At 31.6% G+C, this 17,515-nt stretch carries 14 protein-coding genes; 7 read left to right on the top strand and 7 right to left on the bottom strand.

What is annotated here, in order from left to right:
- Positions 1-102: 102 nt before the first annotated feature.
- The gene (locus KA883_RS11710) at positions 103-567 is read right to left on the bottom strand and encodes a MarR family transcriptional regulator TcaR (RefSeq protein ID WP_019468867.1); all 465 of its coding nucleotides are present in this window, start codon (positions 565-567) and stop codon (positions 103-105) included.
- A 224-nt stretch (positions 568-791) separates the two neighbouring features.
- Here KA883_RS11710 and KA883_RS11705 point away from each other — a divergent pair, with 224 nt between their 5' ends.
- Complete coding sequence (locus tag KA883_RS11705; protein WP_019468866.1) at positions 792-1,763, top strand: YdcF family protein; 972 nt, start codon at positions 792-794, stop codon at positions 1,761-1,763.
- 160 nt (positions 1,764-1,923) lie between these two features.
- Here the strand turns inward: KA883_RS11705 and KA883_RS11700 are convergent, their stop codons facing one another.
- Both KA883_RS11700 and KA883_RS11695 read right to left on the bottom strand, forming a co-directional pair.
- Complete coding sequence (locus tag KA883_RS11700; RefSeq protein ID WP_019468865.1) at positions 1,924-2,592, bottom strand: ABC transporter ATP-binding protein; 669 nt, start codon at positions 2,590-2,592, stop codon at positions 1,924-1,926.
- Positions 2,592-3,644, bottom strand: a complete 1,053-nt coding sequence (locus KA883_RS11695) for an ABC transporter permease (RefSeq protein WP_046208535.1) — start codon at positions 3,642-3,644, stop codon at positions 2,592-2,594. Before KA883_RS11695 ends, KA883_RS11700 begins: the two co-directional genes overlap by 1 nt.
- Before the next feature lie 155 nt (positions 3,645-3,799).
- On the opposite strand from KA883_RS11695, the gene KA883_RS11690 reads away from it, so the two are divergent.
- Entirely contained in the window at positions 3,800-4,474 is a 675-nt protein-coding gene (locus KA883_RS11690; protein WP_019468863.1) for a response regulator transcription factor, read from the top strand.
- The gene (locus KA883_RS11685; protein WP_046208727.1) at positions 4,467-5,831 is read left to right on the top strand and encodes a sensor histidine kinase; all 1,365 of its coding nucleotides are present in this window, start codon (positions 4,467-4,469) and stop codon (positions 5,829-5,831) included. Before KA883_RS11690 ends, KA883_RS11685 begins: the two co-directional genes overlap by 8 nt.
- A 208-nt stretch (positions 5,832-6,039) precedes the next feature.
- On the opposite strand, the gene mqo is transcribed toward KA883_RS11685, so the two are convergent.
- The gene (gene mqo, locus KA883_RS11680; protein ID WP_046208536.1) at positions 6,040-7,518 is read right to left on the bottom strand and encodes a malate dehydrogenase (quinone); all 1,479 of its coding nucleotides are present in this window, start codon (positions 7,516-7,518) and stop codon (positions 6,040-6,042) included.
- Between the two features lie 393 nt (positions 7,519-7,911).
- On the opposite strand from mqo, the gene KA883_RS11675 reads away from it, so the two are divergent.
- Entirely contained in the window at positions 7,912-9,063 is a 1,152-nt protein-coding gene (locus KA883_RS11675; RefSeq protein WP_046208537.1) for a glycosyltransferase family 4 protein, read from the top strand.
- Positions 9,064-9,182: 119 nt separating this feature from the next.
- Here the strand turns inward: KA883_RS11675 and KA883_RS11670 are convergent, their stop codons facing one another.
- Entirely contained in the window at positions 9,183-10,787 is a 1,605-nt protein-coding gene (locus KA883_RS11670; protein ID WP_019468859.1) for an L-lactate permease, read from the bottom strand.
- Between the two features lie 274 nt (positions 10,788-11,061).
- On the opposite strand from KA883_RS11670, the gene KA883_RS11665 reads away from it, so the two are divergent.
- Positions 11,062-12,765: a CDP-glycerol glycerophosphotransferase family protein gene (locus tag KA883_RS11665; RefSeq protein ID WP_046208538.1), complete on the top strand. Its 1,704-nt coding sequence runs from the start codon at positions 11,062-11,064 to the stop codon at positions 12,763-12,765.
- A gap of 236 nt (positions 12,766-13,001) precedes the next feature.
- Here KA883_RS11665 and KA883_RS11660 read toward each other — a convergent pair whose 3' ends face one another.
- Positions 13,002-13,802, bottom strand: coding sequence for a hypothetical protein (locus tag KA883_RS11660; RefSeq protein WP_210139993.1), 801 nt, complete (start codon positions 13,800-13,802; stop codon positions 13,002-13,004).
- 269 nt (positions 13,803-14,071) lie between these two features.
- Positions 14,072-14,590 carry a GNAT family N-acetyltransferase gene (locus KA883_RS11655; protein WP_046208540.1) on the bottom strand — a complete coding sequence of 173 codons (519 nt, stop codon included), beginning with the start codon at positions 14,588-14,590 and terminating at the stop codon, positions 14,072-14,074.
- Positions 14,591-14,845: 255 nt separating this feature from the next.
- Here KA883_RS11655 and KA883_RS11650 point away from each other — a divergent pair, with 255 nt between their 5' ends.
- Positions 14,846-15,835: an acrylyl-CoA reductase family protein gene (locus KA883_RS11650; protein ID WP_210139992.1), complete on the top strand. Its 990-nt coding sequence runs from the start codon at positions 14,846-14,848 to the stop codon at positions 15,833-15,835.
- 215 nt (positions 15,836-16,050) lie between these two features.
- Positions 16,051-17,415 (top strand): glucose transporter GlcP, encoded by a 1,365-nt coding sequence (gene glcP / locus KA883_RS11645; protein ID WP_019468854.1) that lies wholly within the window; start codon positions 16,051-16,053, stop codon positions 17,413-17,415.
- Positions 17,416-17,515 lie beyond the last annotated feature (100 nt).

Below are 17,515 nucleotides of genomic sequence, written 5' to 3'. Positions count from 1 at the left end.
AAATGAATCATTTTAATTTGGGTACGTCATTCCGGTTGTTGAAGCATGATTTTAATTAAATGTATTTAGCTTTGCTTTTAAATACTTTCATTGCTTATACTATTAAATACTGTGCTTCAAATTGAAATTTTTTAATCTTTGGTCAATAATTTCTAAAACATAACGTGCTTGTTCGATTTGTTCATCAGACAAGTCGTGTAAAATATCACTGACAATCGTATTGATAATTTCCTTACTTTGTTTATTAAATTGTTTGCCTCTTTCTGTTAATTTAATATATTTTAATCTTTGATCTGTATTTTCTTCTGCTTTCTCCCATTGAACTACTTCTGCTTGTATTAATTTTTTGATTCTCCGGCTAACGGCAGCTTTATTTACGCCTTGTCTTTCAGTTATTTCAGTTAGCGTCATGGTTTTTTCGTTTTCTAACATTAATATAACATTGGCCTGCTCTTTTGATACGTTATAGTCTTCTCTTAATTCTTTTAACAATTTAGCTAACAAAGTATTCACATCATTTATAAATTCACCCATAAAATCAATATGACTACTTAAATTTTTAACCATAACTTCTCGCACCTCTACTATTCTAGCTCACATAAGTAAACGTTATTTTTTTTATATTATGTTTATAATATCAATATTCGAGATGGTATAAAAGCAGAAATTTGTATTCACTGCGTTTTTTAATTGTTAAATCTATCAAAATTACAAAATACAATACCATTAAAATTTGATTAATTTTAATAATTGCTCTACATTTAAAATATTATAAACTTTCGGGGTGAACCATGTATACGTTGTCTTTAATTATAAGTTTAATTATTTTATGTGGTTTTATTGCTATGATTAAAAATTTCAAATTCACTACTAATTTAACTTTTTTTGTAATTCAAATTATTTTAGGTTACTTTGTAATCATCTTACATGTAGGTAAGTTATCTTTGCCTATGCCACTCATATTCACTATGTTTGTTGGCGTGTTGTTAATACACATCAAACATCATCATTTATTTAAACATAGATTAAGCGCACTTTTTTTGCGCCGTTTGTATGCTATTGCATATAGAGTATTACTATTTATGATTGCTTGTGCTTATATTAGTCTAATACCTGTAGGTATCAATGTGATTTTTTATTGGTTAGCTGCTATTGCATTTAGTGCATGTTTCACCTTCATTTGTTATGCGCTTTGCACATCTGCATTTTCAAATGTTACATACAAAGAAGACTTTGATGTCATATTGGTATTAGGCGCAGGTATTTTTACTGATCAAGTAACACCTATGCTAGCTAAAAGATTAAACAAAGCTATAGCATTACACCATTTAAATCCAAATGCTCGACTCATTGTAAGTGGTGGACAAGGTCCTGACGAACCAATTTCAGAGGCCTTGGCTATGTATCGATACTTAGTACAAAGAAATATTAATCCTTCAATGATAGTACTTGAAGACCAGTCTACGAGCACTTTAGAAAACCTTAAATATACAAAAGTGCTCATTCAACAATTATATAGATATGAACCAAGTATCCTATGTGTCACAAGTCAATTTCATATTATGCGCGCTTTAAGGTTTGGACAAAAATTAAACCTCAACTTAAAAGGTGTCGGCAGTCATACACCTTATCATTTCTTTGAAATTGCATTAATTAGGGATTTTTTAGCAATCATGTACCAATATAAGCTTTTACTAACTTGTTACTTTGTAGTGTTATTTTGGGCAAGTATGATGGCGTTGTGGCATATTCCATCCATTTAAAGCCACTATACACAAAATAATTTGTGCATCCTTTTTACAATAGAACATAGTGTTTTCTTCATAGAAAAAGAGTGGGACAGAAGTCTAATTTTATTAAAAGATTTCAGTCCCACTCCATTGATTTAGGAATCATAATTATATTACGGTTCATTTAATTATACTATTGATCAACGATGACACCATCATCTAATTCGATGACTCTATCAGCATAATCAAATAGTCTTTTATCGTGCGTTATCATAATACCAATCATATTTTTACTTTGAATTTGATTTTTAATCATATCTATCACTTCTGTGGCACGTTCAGCGTCTAAACTTGCAGTTGGTTCGTCAGCTAAGATTATTTTCGGATGATTCATCAATGATCTCATGATGGCAACACGTTGCTTTTGTCCGCCTGAAAGTGTGTGTGGAAATACGTTGAGCTGTTCTGCTAAACCGATTTGTGTTAATAGTTTTTCTGATCTATCAGTGGCTTCTTTTTTAGACATACCTGCTTCTTTACCTATTGTTGTTAACTGATCTTTAACTTTTAAATAAGGTACTAAGTGTGAAGATTGAAATATAAATCCAATTTCATTTAGTCTTAGCTCAGAAGCTTTTTTATCACTATCATATAAATGCTCACCATTATATAATATTTCACCACCACTTTGTGACAATAGCCCACCTAAAATAGTTAAAAGCGTTGTTTTACCTGAGCCTGAAGCACCGTTTAAAATTACAAATTCTCCTTCATTCACTTCAAAATTAATCCCTTTTAAAACTTTAGTTTCGGAAGAACCTTTCCCAAAGGATTTTTTTATATCTTTAACTTGTAAACTCATTATTCTCCACCTCCGATAGCTTCAATAGGGTCTACTTTAAATAATTTAATAAATGATAGTGCTGCGCCAACAATTGCAACAACGATGAAAATGCCTACGACTAATAATATATTCGCAACAGTTACGTGGAAAGGCATAGAAATTGGCATTATTAATGATAAACCACTAATTAATGCAACAGCAATTATCACTGCAACCATTGTAGTTATTAATATTTGTAATACTAAAGCACTTAGTAAATGTCTTGTTTTGATACCAATTGCTTTTAAAATACCGATTTCTGGAATTTTTTGTATCGTCATAACATAGAAAAACGCACTCAGAACTATAGCAGAAATGACAAACAAGCTAACTATCATCATATTAAGTGGTGCTTGTTCTGCTTGATAACTCGGTATTTCACTTGTGATATCGTCTTCCGTAAATACATCGATACCATTAATATCTTCTAATTTATTTATCTGTTTTTGTGACATATCTTGAATTGGATAAACGGTACTTACATTTTTATTCAATTTATCAAATCCACTATTATTCATCATAACCACTGAACTATGAGAATACATTGTGTCATCCAAAATACCTGATACTTTTAACGTTTCACCGTCTTTAATTTTAATGTTGTCTCCAACATCTACCCCACTTGCAGTTAATTTACTATTAATTGCAACTTCATTGTCTTTTTTAGGATAATGTCCTTCTGACAATTCTGGTTTTTCATTTTTCACTGTATTCGTCATAACAACATCTTCTTCATCTTTATCAATTTTCAAAGTTTGAGATGCTATTTTTAAAGGTGACTGTCCACTAATATCTTCAATTTTCTCTTGCTGTTCTGGTTTAATAATTGATTTTTCGATTTGTGGTGTTTTGTTATTTTGCATCACATATTTTTCTGACTTCATATTATCTAACATAGAAATATTTTCTCTTGCTAAACCTTGTGCCAACCCACTAATAAATAAAACCATAACACCTAATAACAATATAATTAACATGATTAATATATAACGAAATTTATAATATTTTATCTCTTGCCATGCCAATTTCATAGTGTTTCACTCCCTTTCAAGAACTTATATTTAAAGTTTAAGGTCTTTATATGAACTCAATATGAACTATGATTAACTTTTTAAATTATTTCCTATTTGTTAAGTTAAATTTTTCCATATATAATGTCTGTAAAATGATTAAGGAGATTTTGAGCATGACAACTTGTTTAATTGTCGATGATGACAGTAAAATTTTAGAATATGTTTCAAATTATATTTCACGAGAAGGACTAGATGTTGTGACACAATCAAGTGCTGAAAACGCACTGTCGTATTTAGATACACATCAGGTTGATATTGCTATCGTCGATGTAATGATGCCTGGCATGAGTGGTTTTGAACTATGTAAAGTTTTAAAAGAAGATTTTGAAATGCCTGTCATTATGTTAACAGCAAGAGACGCACTTAGTGATAAGGAACAAGCCTATTTAACTGGTACAGACGATTATGTTACTAAGCCATTTGAAGTAAAAGAGCTTATCTTTAGAATAAAAGCAGTATTAAAACGGTATAATATAAATGCTAATAATGAATTGAAAGTTGGAAATCTCACGCTCAATCAAGCTTATTTAGAACTTCAATCTTCTACTAAATCAATGAACTTACCAAATAAAGAGTTTCAACTCTTATTCTTACTTGCTTCACATCCAAAACAAGTATTTAACCGTGACGATTTGATTGAAAAAATTTGGGGCTTTGACTATGAAGGTGATGAACGGACCGTTGACGTACACATTAAGCGTTTGAGAAAGCGATTGTCAAAGTTAGGAGCTACGATTACGATTCATACAGTACGTGGCTTAGGATACAAGGTTGATGACAATGTTTAAATCACTATATTCACGTATTGCTATTTATACTGTCGTCATTTTACTATCGAGTGCATTGCTTAGTTTTCTATTAACTAACATTATTTATCACAATCATTTAAAAGAGAATAATGATGCAAAAATAATGAGAACATTAAAAGATGCTATTTCCTATGAAAAAGAATCTAAGATACAAATGCCAAAACCCTTTTTCAAACATCTTGGACAAATGAATTATCAAGTGATGACCGTCTCAGAAAATGGCAAAAAGGCTTATTATGGCACTGCATTTAGAAAAGATAATGTTGACTCTAAAAACATTAAATCTGTGTTAAATGGCCATGATTATCATGGGATAAGAAATTTGCCCTACAACCCTTTTATCACTGGATTTTTTGAAAATACTACTCAAAATACTGTGGGTGTGCAATTTCAATCCAATGGTCAAAATTATGCTGTTTTTATGAGACCAGACATCGGAAAAACTTTTAGTGAATTTAGAATTTTCTTAGTCATATTAATTACACTCTTATTAGTCATCTCAATCATTTGGGTTATTTCTTCAACTTATATGATTATTAAACCGATACAACAGTTAAAACAAGCGACTGAAAGGTTAATGGAAGGCAATTTTGATGTACCGATAGACATTAAACGTAATGATGAATTTGGCACATTACAATATCGATTTGATAAAATGAGACTCTCTTTAAAACAAGTCGATGACATGAGACAGCACTTTGTTCAAAATGTTTCACATGAGATCAAAACACCGTTAACACATATTCATCATTTACTTGATCAATTAAAATTCGCTAAAGACGCAACAGCTCGTGAAAAATATATCGATGAAATATACCAAATTACAACACAGCTCAGTGAATTAACCAAAGAACTTTTATTATTATCAGAAATTGATAATGGCGAACATCTAGAATTAACTGACAACATCGAACTTAATAAACTGATTAAACAGATTATACGCCATGAACAATTTGCGACGAATCAAAAAGATTTAATCATTATGTCTGATTTAGCTAATGTATCTATAATTGGGAATGAGCGCTTACTAAATCAAGCTTTTCAAAACTTAATAACGAACGCGATCAAATATTCTGAACAAGGGGGTACAATTGATATTACACTCACACATGATACCGATCAAATTCATTTTAATATCACTGATGATGGTCAAGGCATGACACCAGAAACCCAATCTCGTCTATTTGAGCGTTTCTATAAAGCAAGCAATCATGATAATAGCAATGGCTTAGGCTTAGCTATTGCGAAAGCAATTTTTGAATTACACAATGGTACAATTGAAGTAGCAAGTACGAAATATGAAGGTACGACATTCACTGTTACCATCCATAAATAACAATATAACAAGTGAGCTGATACCTGTGAATTTTATGAATTAAAGCTCATAACAGGTTACAATATTTTCTAGCAAACATAGACAATTAAAACCTTGAGATTTTAATTACAAAAAGAGCGCTAATCCTTTGCGGATTGGCGCTCTTATTTTGACTATGGTTATTTATCTCCTAAGCTTCTCATTTGTTAAAATGAGTGCACTATATCTATTAATTAATCTTTAAGTTTTTAGTTATTTCTTTATTAATTTGAGTGTATAGAGCTTCATTTTCCGATAATTTCATACCGAATGAAGGCACTATTTCTTTAACTTTTTCTTCCCAATTGTTAAATTCTTGTTTATAACAACGTTGAAGTACATCTAACATGATGTCAACAGCAGTTGAAGCACCTGGAGAGGCACCTAACAATGCTGCTAAAGAACCATCTTCGGAAGTAATGACTTCTGTACCAAATTGTAACGTGCCTTTTCCTTTATCTGTATCTTTAATGACTTGTACACGTTGTCCAGCAACCACAATTTCCCAGTTTTCGCTTTTTGCATTTGGCACAAATTGACGTAAATCTTCCATTCTCTCTTCATTTGATAATGTGAGTTGAGAAATTAAATATTTAGTTAAGTTCATTTCTTTAATTCCTGCCGATAGCATTGTAATAAGGTTGTTTGGTTTCACTGATTTTATTAAATCCATATTTGAACCAGTCTTTAAAAATTTAGGTGAAAAACCAGCAAATGGCCCAAACAATAATGTACGTTTGCCATCAATATAGCGTGTATCTAAATGTGGTACTGACATTGGCGGCGCACCAACAGCTGCTTTTCCATAAACTTTAGCAAGATGTTTTGATGTGATAGCCTCATCTCTACATACTAAGAACAGACCACTTACTGGGAATCCACCAATATGTTTAGATTCCTTGATACCTGTTTTTTGTAATAAAGGTAAACTAGCACCACCGGCACCAATAAACACAAAATCACTTTCCACTATTGTCACTTCATCCGTTTTCAAATCTTTCACTTTAACTTCCCAAGTGCCATCCTTACGTTGACTTAGGTTTTCTACTTCATGTTCGTAATTAAGTTCTACATGTTTATCTTCTAAATTTGAAAATAATTTTTTTGTTAACGCACTAAAATTCACATCTGTCCCCGTTTTATCATATGTAATAGCCATTGGTATATTGGATGTACGCCCTTCCATAATCAACGGTGCCCATTCAGAAATTTGCGCTTTGTCATCTGTAATTTCCATATTACTAAATAAAATATTTTTATTTAATCTTTCTACACGTCTTCTTAAAAAATCTACATTGCGTACACCCTGTACAAAACTCATATGCGGCACAGGCTTAATAAAGGCTTCAGGTTTTGATAATTGACCTTGCTTAACAAGATAATTCCAAAATTGCTTTGTAATTTGAAACTGTTCATTAATTTTAACAGCTTTAGAAATATCGATTGATCCATCTTTGTTTTCGTTTGTATAATTTAATTCGCATAATGCAGAATGCCCTGTTCCTGCATTATTCCACGCATTTGAACTTTCTTCTGCTGGTGTAGATAATCTTTCAAACATTTTAATATCTTTCTCAGGTGCAAGTTCTTTTAATAACGTTCCTAGTGTTGCGCTCATGATACCGCCGCCAATTAATATGACATCTGTTTTGCTATGTTGTTTACTCATAACAAACACAGTCCCCCTTTTATATATGTTTATAGACACGTTATCTTTATCTAGGAAAATCACAGCCATGATAAAGCGTTTTCTATAGTGAATAATTTAAATCTTAATCTACTATAATTATACTAAATGTTAAAAAAATAGCAGAATCTTTTGTTACACTTCTAATTATATACGTTATTGTCCTATGAAAAAAGGGCTTTCAGTAATTCTACTCAAATTATGTTAATACCTGTTAACTATAATAGCTATGAGACGACTTAAATTGCAATTAACATTAGACACTTAAAATCAAATTACATTGTGTCACACATAACATTCATTACTTTATCACTCTCTTAAATTTCATGCTATAATAAATTTTAATTTAATTCTTATACTTTTGGAGGTATTCCAATGAAATCTATCACTTTTTTTACGCATAATGTTTATGCTATGGGTGGTACTGTTAAATCTATTTCTCAATTAGCTAATGTTTTAGCCGAAAAAGGTCATAAGGTTGAAATCATTTCCGTTTTCAAGGGGGCTTCTAAACCTTATTTCAAACTACATAAATCTATTAAAGTTCGTGCTTTAACAGACTATCAGTTACATTTTTTAAATATTAAAGCTATATTTTTTAATAGAATCCGCAAATACACTCCGTTTTCTAGACCAAAATTAATTTCACAATATGAACCAGGTCTTTATCAGTTTTCACATTATATAGAAAAGAAAATGATTCAAGCAATACGCAATGTTTCCACTGATATGCTCATTGGTACACGTGCGAGTTTTAATATATTAATTGCTCACTATGGTCCACAAAATGTAGAGAAAATAGGTATGGAACATATGAATTTTGAAGCACATAACGATACCCTACAACAAGAAATCTTAGATGCTTATCAATATTTAGACAAAATAACCACACTAACAGAAAGTGATAAAAGTAAATATGAATCTTTTGTTCAAACTCCTGTTTATGTCATACCCAACATTTTAAATGAGCCCCGTCTCTCAATATCAAAAGAAAAAATCATTACTGCCGCAGGACGACTAGAATACGAAAAAGGGTTCGACCTATTAATTCAAAGTATCATACCTATTCAACAAGAAGTCAGACGTTTTAAATATCAAATACACATCTATGGTGACGGAAAAGAGCATGAGCTTTTACAACAATTAGTCATAGAGCACCAACTAGCAGATATCGTAAAACTTTATGGTTCAACTCAGCAATTAAACGAAAAATTAGCTAAAAGTGATATTACAGTCGTCCCTTCTCGTAATGAAGGGTTCGGAATGGTAATTTTAGAAGCTATGAATCAAGGTAATGTCGTGGTTAGTTTTGATGGTAATGCAGGACCAGACGCTCTGATACAAAATAACGTCAATGGATACCTCGTATCGCATGGAAATGTAAAAGATCTTTCTAATAAACTACTCAGACTTATCAATCAGGAATTTAATAAACAATCCATCATAGAAAATGGGTATCAAACCGTCCAATTATTTTCATCAGATTCAGTCTACCATTACTTTCAAATGATGATTGCATCGAAATAAAAAAAGAAGCCAAACGGCTTCTTTTTTATTTCGATCTTTATATTTTATTACAATAAACTTAATCATCTGTAATATGCCATAATCACAGGCATCTTACTAACAACCATAACCACGATGCTTTAATGAATGATAAAGTTCAACATGAAAGTCCATAAACATATAAAGATAATAAATGCAAAACTATAGCGTAACGTCATTTTTAATAACTCTGATTCTTTACCTACTTGTTGTACAGATGCAGTTGCAATCGCAATGGATTGTGGTGAAATTAATTTCGCTGCTACACCACCTACTGTATTTGCAGATACAAGCAATGCACCGCTTGTACCAATATTATTAGCTACCGCTGACTGTATCGGAGCAAATAGTGTATTATTATTTGTCACAGAACCAGTTAAAAATACGCCAATCCAACCTAAGATAGGTGACAATAGCGGGAAGATTGATCCTGCTTTAGCAATACCTTCACCTAAAGCATTACTTAAACCTGCATAAGTCATCAATTTAGAAATAATTAAAATAATACAAATTGTAATAATAGGTAACCATAATTCTTTAAAAGTTAATTTTAATAAGCGTGTTGCATCAAGCATGTTCACTTGTTTTGACATTAATATAGTTATTAAAATTACTAATAAAATCGCTGTACCAGTTTGTCCAATGATATTGAGTGGTAATGTAATTGCTTTGTCAGCAATGTCACTATACGTACCTGGTAGTTGAATATTAAATACTAATGCGCTCAACGCACCATTAGGTGAGAACAACGCTTTAAATTGTGGTGCACTCCAAATCATAACTAATGCTGTTAAAATCACAAATGGACTCCATGCATATATTAAAGTTTTAAAATTATGTTTTACAATAGACTTAGGTTCTCCACTATCTTTCAACCTAAATATATTTTTAGGCTGATGTTTTTTAGAATATAAGGCTAACGCTAACATTGATACTAACGGTGGGATAATATCAGCTAGTTCTGGTCCAATAAACACCGTAATCAAAGCTTGTAATATCGTAAAAGTTCCACCAACAATAAGGATTGCTGGTAACGTTTCTTTAATACCTTTAAAACCGTCAATAATCCATACTAATAAAAATGGGATAAACATATTCATAATCGATAAAGTTAAAGCAGACATTTGAGAAACCGCAAATCCTGTAACATCACTTGGTAAACCAAGTGTATCAATCACTGTTACAGGCAAGCCAATTGCTCCAAATGCACCAGCTGAAGCATTAGCAATTAAACATAACATTGCAGCTTCTAAAGGTTTAAAGCCTAATTGAGTTAATAACAAGGCACATATGGCAATCGGCACACCAAAACCTGCTGCACCTTCTAAAAATCCATTAAACGCAAAACCTATGAGCAATAATTGAATACGATGATCTTGCGATACACTCGCAATACTATCTTGAATCTTATCAAATTGCCCAGTTTCATTTGTAACCTTATATAACAGCACTGCCATAATCACAATATAACCAATTGGAATGATGCCTTGGAAAAATCCTTCAATTGATGCACCTGTTGCGATATTCATAGGCAATTTGAATATCGTTATTGCAAGTATCAATGTAACTACTAATGTCGTAATTGAAGCATATATCCCTTTCATTTTGAAAATGGTTAAGCATAATAAAAATAAAATGATAGGGATAGCGGCTACAATACTGGATAATAATACATTGTTAAAGGGGTTAATACTTTCTACAAACATTTATACTCACTTCCTATACTTAAATTAATTAATCATCTTCCATTTGTGAATTATTTCACATAAATTATAACATCTACTTTAAGTAAAATACAATAATTTCCAAAAAATTAATAGCCTAAAATTAAAGTTTTTTATTTTTCTAATAAATTCCAATTGAATATACATCATCTCAAACGCAATTCTTCAATCCTAATATGAATATTGAAGTTTCTTTTATCTATGACGTATTAAATGATAAAATAAGGATAATAATATTTAAATCGAGGGATTATAAATGATAAAGCAAATAGAAGTTTCAACGTGGGACCTTTTCGTAAAGGACCTTGAGAAAGCTACAGCACAAGGATATACTCACTTTGTATATATAGATCAAAATAGTGAAATTTATCAATCGATGTTAGACGCAGTTACACTAAAACCGGTCACTATCGTTGCAGATTATACAATCAATCAACAATATTTAAATGATTGCCGATATTTTGGTAAACCCGAAATCACTTTTAATGATTGGATGGATAATCTAAATCATTTTCCAAATATTATTTTCCATATAGAAACCACTCAAAAAATAATAAACAATTATACCATTAATAATATATTTGACTTAGCATTATTATCACTATTGCAAGATGATGTCGTAACAGATAGCCATGTCGTTTTCAATTTCAAACATGCTTTTACAACCAGTAGTGCTATATGGGATTACATTCAAGCATTCACGCCATTAAACACTACTAAATTCAATTTAAACAAATTAGCCTTTGAACATAAACACTCGATACCATTTAAAAATAGTGAAACACTAGCGCCTAATCATGACGACATTCGATTTACAGATAAAGTGCTTAAAAATACTAAATTCAAACTTCCACATTGGATTTATACTTTAGTTCATCGTCATTACGAAAAAAAACATTATGAAAGCAGTTATATTTATAAGAAAGATAAATCGAAAGTTAAAAATCATATCGTCTTTTTAGGTTTTGATTATGGATTTCGAGGTAATTCTCGCTATTTATTTAATCATTTTGCAAAGTACTTTTCTAAATTACCTATATTTTTTATAACGAATGATGTAAATGGCCCTAATTTTATCGATCCAAATGACGCGAAATCAAAAAATCTAATAGAAACAGCAAGTGTGGTTATTTTAGAAAACGATATCCCTGATGATATCAAACCAAATGGTACAATTATACAACTATGGCATGGCACACCTATTAAAAAACTATTTTTAGATAGTCATGAACCTAATGAGAATCTCAATATCTATAATTATCGTGCACGCAAATATAATAAATGGTTGCAACAAGATTACTTCATCAGTGATTCCGGAGCCATTATGGAACATTTCAAGTCTGCGTTTCCACAACAACACACACACTTATTAAATTGTGGGTATCCGAGAATTAGATATCTGTTAGATAAACAATCTGATCAACCATATATCTCATTTATAAAGAAAGAATTAAAACTAGATCCTCAAAAACAAACATTACTTTATGTTCCTACATGGAAAGCAGCAAATGAAGCAACCGATTTGTTACCAATGAGTGATGGCTTATTGAATAAATATAATGTTATCTTTAAAGGGCATATCAACGACCAATCTAACTATATACCTGAAAATGCTATCATTGCGCCATCACATATTGAAGTTCAAGATTTATTGTTAGTATCAGATACAGTATTAACAGACTATTCTTCACTTATTTTTGATGCACTTACGATTGATAAAACTGTCTGCCAATATACGCCTGATCATGAAAAATATGTGAGTGAACGCGGTGTTTATGAAGATGTTATGCATTCTCTTTCTACAGTTAGATATAGTGATTCAAAAGCGCTCTTAAATGATTTAATCAGTCACCAAATGAAAGATATACATGCTAATCCGTTTATAAATAAAGACAACCATGCCTTTGAAACGATTTCACATATTATTCAAAAGTCGATTAATTCCAATAAATTAAACTAATCATCACATATACAACCAACAATTTGTTATTCTAATTTAAAATTCAAAGTTTAAATTATGAATATTGGTTTTGGTGCTTTTATTTAAATATAAAATGCATTTAAAGGAATCATACTCGAACGATTCGCACATAAAGAAAATTTTACCAAATTAAAAAGTGGCAAGTTAGAAGTTAATGCTTTCTACTTGCCACTTTTTTATAATACGTATAAAAATCACGTTATTTTATGATGCTTTTATTGTTGGTAAGCTGGATCAACTACTCTAACAATTCCTTGTTGGTCAACAGTTACAATTGAATAACTACCAGGTTGTGCTTGGTTTTGGAAGCTAAAGATATAGCTATAATTCCCTTCGCTTCCTTCAATAGCATAATCATTATAAGGATTTGATTGGCCATTTAACGCATTGACTTCAGCAGTTGCATTGTCTAAAGCGTTTTGGAAATTAGGCAATGACTGTAAAGCTGTTTGTGCGTCAGTGCTACCTGAAGTAATGTTTTGTGCGACTGGCACTGCATTTTGACCTTGATAAGGTGCCACATATTGAGAAGCACCACTGTTACCTGTGTTGCCCGCATTTGAATTACTTGCACTATTAGATGCTTGATCAGCATTACTATTTGCATTACTTGCTGTACTCTCATTGCTATCCGCATTGCTTGAATTGTTATCATTATTTGAATTATCGCTATTGCTATCACTGCCGTTGGAACCGTTAGTCGAACTATCATTGGCATTGTCACTGTTTCCAGAATTGCTGCTATCATCAGAGTTAGAACTAGAGTCTGAGTCAGAACTATTTTTATCAGCATCACTGTCTGATTTGTTGTCCGAATTACTATCTGAATCTTTATCGGAACTATCATTGTCCTTTTTGTCATCGCTCTTAGAATCTTTTGAGTCTTTTGATTTGTCATCGGAAGACTGTTTGTCTTTCGAACTATCGTCTTTACTACCGCCATTGTCATCACTACCATTAGAACAAGCAGCAAGTGCTAATGTAAGTGTAAGAAAACCTGCTAATAACTTCTTCATATAATAAGCCTCCTTAGTTGTGTCCTTCCCATTGCCTAATTTAAAATTATGTAATGTGTTTAACAAATAGGATAAATGAGAATTATTATGTTATTCACTATTATTATTAAAATAAACACCTTTTATCAAAACTTTTTTTGAAATAAATATAATTTTTACAAAAACTTAAAAAATAGAAACTTTAATTTAATATCTAGCTTTTGCAATAGGAATACAATGCGCCAAGATAATTGAACAAATTACAGGATAAACGACTTTTTCAAAAGCTGCTATATGGTTTTTTCCATTATTAAATCTGTATCTACCACGTTACCAGTATGAAATTCATGTGAACCTGTTATACGTAGGCCTTGTTTTTTATAAAAGTTTAATGCTTTTTCATTATATTCCCATACACCTAACCAAATTTTTGTTTTATACAACTCGCGTGCTTTTTTAATTGCAAAATCAAAAACATTTTTCCCTTTTCCTCCACCTTGTGATTGAGGTAAAAAGTATATTCTTTGAATTTCTAAGTAGGATTCACCCATTGCCTCAGTTTGTGCATCGTCTATATTTAATTTAAAATAACCTACAATTTCATTATTGCTGAGATAAAAATATGTGAATGAATGTTTATTATTCAATTCGTCTTGTAACGTTTCCACATTATATGCCTGTTTAAAATAGGTTTCAAAATCTTCCTGTGTATATCCACCTTCTTTGAATGTATGTTTAAATGTTGTAATACAAATTTCTCTTAACCGATGTACTTCCGATTGTTTTACCAATTCAATATTATCTGTCATACTGCATGCCCCCTTTTTACCATCTTGTCAATTAGTATACTAAAATGTTAAATATGTTACTATACGACTTAATATATTTTTTTGACAACTTAAAGTATAGTCAAATGACATAAAGTTTACGATTGTTAAAATTAAAACGCTTACTTTTAAATCAGCGCTTTTACACTTATTGTGAAATTCACAATATCATGATAAAGTAGTTCTAGTTTTTTAATTGTTCATAAATATATATACATAAGGGAGTGCCATAAGGCAATGACGAAAACATTTAAAGCTTTTGTGGTCAATGAACAAGACGGCAAAGTAACAAGCGAATTTAAAGATATGACAATAGATGATCTTCCAGAAGGTGAAGTGTTGATTAAAACGAAATACTCTGGAATTAATTATAAAGATGCATTAGCTACATTAGACAATTCAAAAATTGTTAACAGTTATCCAATGGTGCCAGGCATCGATTTAGCAGGTGTGGTAGCTCACTCTGACACACATGCTTTTGAACCAGGAGATGAAGTCATCGTTACAGGGTACGGTTTAGGAACAGACCATTTCGGAGGTTTTAGTGAATATGTCCGCGTAAAAGAAGAATGGATTGTACCTTTACCTAAAGACCTCACACTTGAAGAAGCTATGATATATGGGACAGCAGGTTACACAGCTGGTTTAGCAATTGAAAAATTAGAGCATAATGGACTATCTGTAGAAAAAGATCAAGTGCTTGTAAGAGGTGCAACAGGTGGTGTAGGAACATTAGCGATTATGATGTTAAATGGCATTGGATATGGTGTGATCGCTAGTACAGGTAAGACTGAAGCTACTGAAACACTTAAAACCATAGGTGCAAAAGATGTTATTTCTAGAATTGACAAAGAAGATAATAAACCTTTAGGTAAACGCACATGGCAAGCAGTCATCGATCCAGTTGGTGGTGACAGTTTTTCACAAATCATTAAGCAACTTAATTATAATGGTAGCGTTGCGCTCATTGGCATGACAGGAGGCGCTACATTCGATAGCTCAGTCTTTCCTTTCATATTAAGAGGTGTAAACGTTATAGGTATTGACTCTGTATATACAGAAATGAGACAACGGAAACATATTTGGCGTCGTCTATCAAAAGATTTAAAACCAGATCAATTACATGATATAAAACATAATATAAACTTTAAAGATATTAAAAACAGCATAGATGAAGTGCTTCAACATAATAATTCTGGTAGAATTGTTATCGAATTCGACGCATAAGATGATTTTATAAAACTCCGCACATCAAACAAAAATTGATGTGCGGAGTTTTATTTGATATCAACTTATATAACTATACATTTTTATTTAAACTACAAAAATATTACAATTCATATAAATATATATCAATAGATAAATTTATTATACTTTAACATTTACAATTAAAATATGAAAGCGTATACTTATTATTATTGAATATTATCAGGAGGGTTAATATGGGAATCAAAGTGAATAAAAAGCTCATCTTTTTCCTTGGTGCATTGGGAGGATTACTCTATGGTTATGACATGGGGGTTATATCAGGTGCACTGTTATTTATAAAAGATGACATACCGTTAAATAGTTTTACTGAAGGACTTGTCGTTGCATCGATGTTAGTCGGCGCTATCTTCGGCTCCGGTGCGAGTGGACCTATGTCTGATAGATTAGGTCGTAGACGTGTTGTATTTATTATCGCTATTATTTATATTGTCGGTGCATTAATTTTAGCCTTAGCACCATCAATGCCAGTATTAGTAATTGGTAGACTTGTTATCGGATTAGCTGTCGGTGGCTCAACAGCAATCGTACCAGTATATTTATCTGAAATGGCACCTACCGAACAACGTGGTTCGTTAAGTTCCTTAAACCAATTAATGATTACAATTGGTATTTTATCTTCATATTTAATTAACTATGCTTTCACTCCAATCGAAGGATGGAGATGGATGCTCGGTTTAGCAGTATTACCTTCACTCATTCTATTAATCGGTGTAGCATTTATGCCTGAAAGCCCTAGATGGCTACTTGAACACAGAAGTGAAAAAGCTGCTCGTGACGTTATGAAATTAACATTTAAAGAAAGCGAAATTGATAAAGAAATTGCTGATATGAAAGAAATAAATGCTATTTCTGAAAGCACTTGGAATGTATTAAAATCACCTTGGTTAAGACCAACATTGATCATTGGTAGTGTATTTGCTTTATTACAACAAATTATAGGTATTAACGCTATTATTTATTACGCACCAACGATATTTAGTAAAGCTGGTCTTGGAAATGCAACTTCTATATTAGGCACAGTTGGTATTGGTACCGTAAACGTCCTTATTACGATTGTAGCAATTATGATTATTGATAAAATAGATCGTAAGCGATTATTAGTCATCGGTAATATTGGTATGGTAGCTTCACTATTAATCATGGCAATATTAGTTTGGACAATTGGTATCCAATCTTCTGCATGGATTATGGTTGCTTGTCTAACGCTTTTCATCATCTTCTTTGGTTTTACTTGGGGACCAGTACTTTGGGTTATGTTACCAGAATTATTCCCAATGCGCGCACGTGGTGCTGCAACAGGAATCGCTGCTTTAGTACTATCTATTGGTAGTTTACTAGTTGCGCAATTATTCCCTATTTTGACTGATGTTTTATCAGTAGAACAAGTTTTCTTAATCTTTGCAGCTATCGGTGTCTGTGCTTTAATCTTTGTTATTAAATACTTACCAGAAACACGCGGACGTAGTTTAGAAGAAATAGAAGCTGATTTAAGATCTAGAACAAATGCAACTGATGTCAATGTTAAAGAATCCAAATAAACATTACATTGCTAAAACAAAATTAATATGAGTTTTTAGGGTATAAAACCTATGCTCAAAATAAGAGAGCTAATCCGTTCTGATATGCTCCCTTCAAAGT

This window comes from Staphylococcus sp. GDY8P54P, assembly GCF_017892645.1.
Lineage (GTDB): Bacteria > Bacillota > Bacilli > Staphylococcales > Staphylococcaceae > Staphylococcus > Staphylococcus ureilyticus.
The sequence above is the reverse complement of the archived record's forward strand: the minus strand, read 5'-3'. Positions and strand labels throughout refer to the sequence as shown.

What these genes read in the sequence shown, in the direction of transcription:
- KA883_RS11685 (WP_046208727.1), top strand. Translation starts at nt 4,467, where the DNA reads ATGTTTAAATCACTATATTCACGTATTGCTATTTATACTGTCGTCATT.
- KA883_RS11710 (WP_019468867.1), bottom strand. Translation starts at nt 567, where the DNA reads ATGGTTAAAAATTTAAGTAGTCATATTGATTTTATGGGTGAATTTATA.
- KA883_RS11695 (WP_046208535.1), bottom strand. Translation starts at nt 3,644, where the DNA reads ATGAAATTGGCATGGCAAGAGATAAAATATTATAAATTTCGTTATATA.
- KA883_RS11670 (WP_019468859.1), bottom strand. Translation starts at nt 10,787, where the DNA reads ATGTTTGTAGAAAGTATTAACCCCTTTAACAATGTATTATTATCCAGT.
- KA883_RS11690 (WP_019468863.1), top strand. Translation starts at nt 3,800, where the DNA reads ATGACAACTTGTTTAATTGTCGATGATGACAGTAAAATTTTAGAATAT.
- KA883_RS11665 (WP_046208538.1), top strand. Translation starts at nt 11,062, where the DNA reads ATGATAAAGCAAATAGAAGTTTCAACGTGGGACCTTTTCGTAAAGGAC.
- KA883_RS11700 (WP_019468865.1), bottom strand. Translation starts at nt 2,592, where the DNA reads ATGAGTTTACAAGTTAAAGATATAAAAAAATCCTTTGGGAAAGGTTCT.
- mqo (WP_046208536.1), bottom strand. Translation starts at nt 7,518, where the DNA reads ATGAGTAAACAACATAGCAAAACAGATGTCATATTAATTGGCGGCGGT.
- KA883_RS11675 (WP_046208537.1), top strand. Translation starts at nt 7,912, where the DNA reads ATGAAATCTATCACTTTTTTTACGCATAATGTTTATGCTATGGGTGGT.
- KA883_RS11705 (WP_019468866.1), top strand. Translation starts at nt 792, where the DNA reads ATGTATACGTTGTCTTTAATTATAAGTTTAATTATTTTATGTGGTTTT.
- KA883_RS11650 (WP_210139992.1), top strand. Translation starts at nt 14,846, where the DNA reads ATGACGAAAACATTTAAAGCTTTTGTGGTCAATGAACAAGACGGCAAA.
- KA883_RS11660 (WP_210139993.1), bottom strand. Translation starts at nt 13,802, where the DNA reads ATGAAGAAGTTATTAGCAGGTTTTCTTACACTTACATTAGCACTTGCT.
- glcP (WP_019468854.1), top strand. Translation starts at nt 16,051, where the DNA reads ATGGGAATCAAAGTGAATAAAAAGCTCATCTTTTTCCTTGGTGCATTG.
- KA883_RS11655 (WP_046208540.1), bottom strand. Translation starts at nt 14,590, where the DNA reads ATGACAGATAATATTGAATTGGTAAAACAATCGGAAGTACATCGGTTA.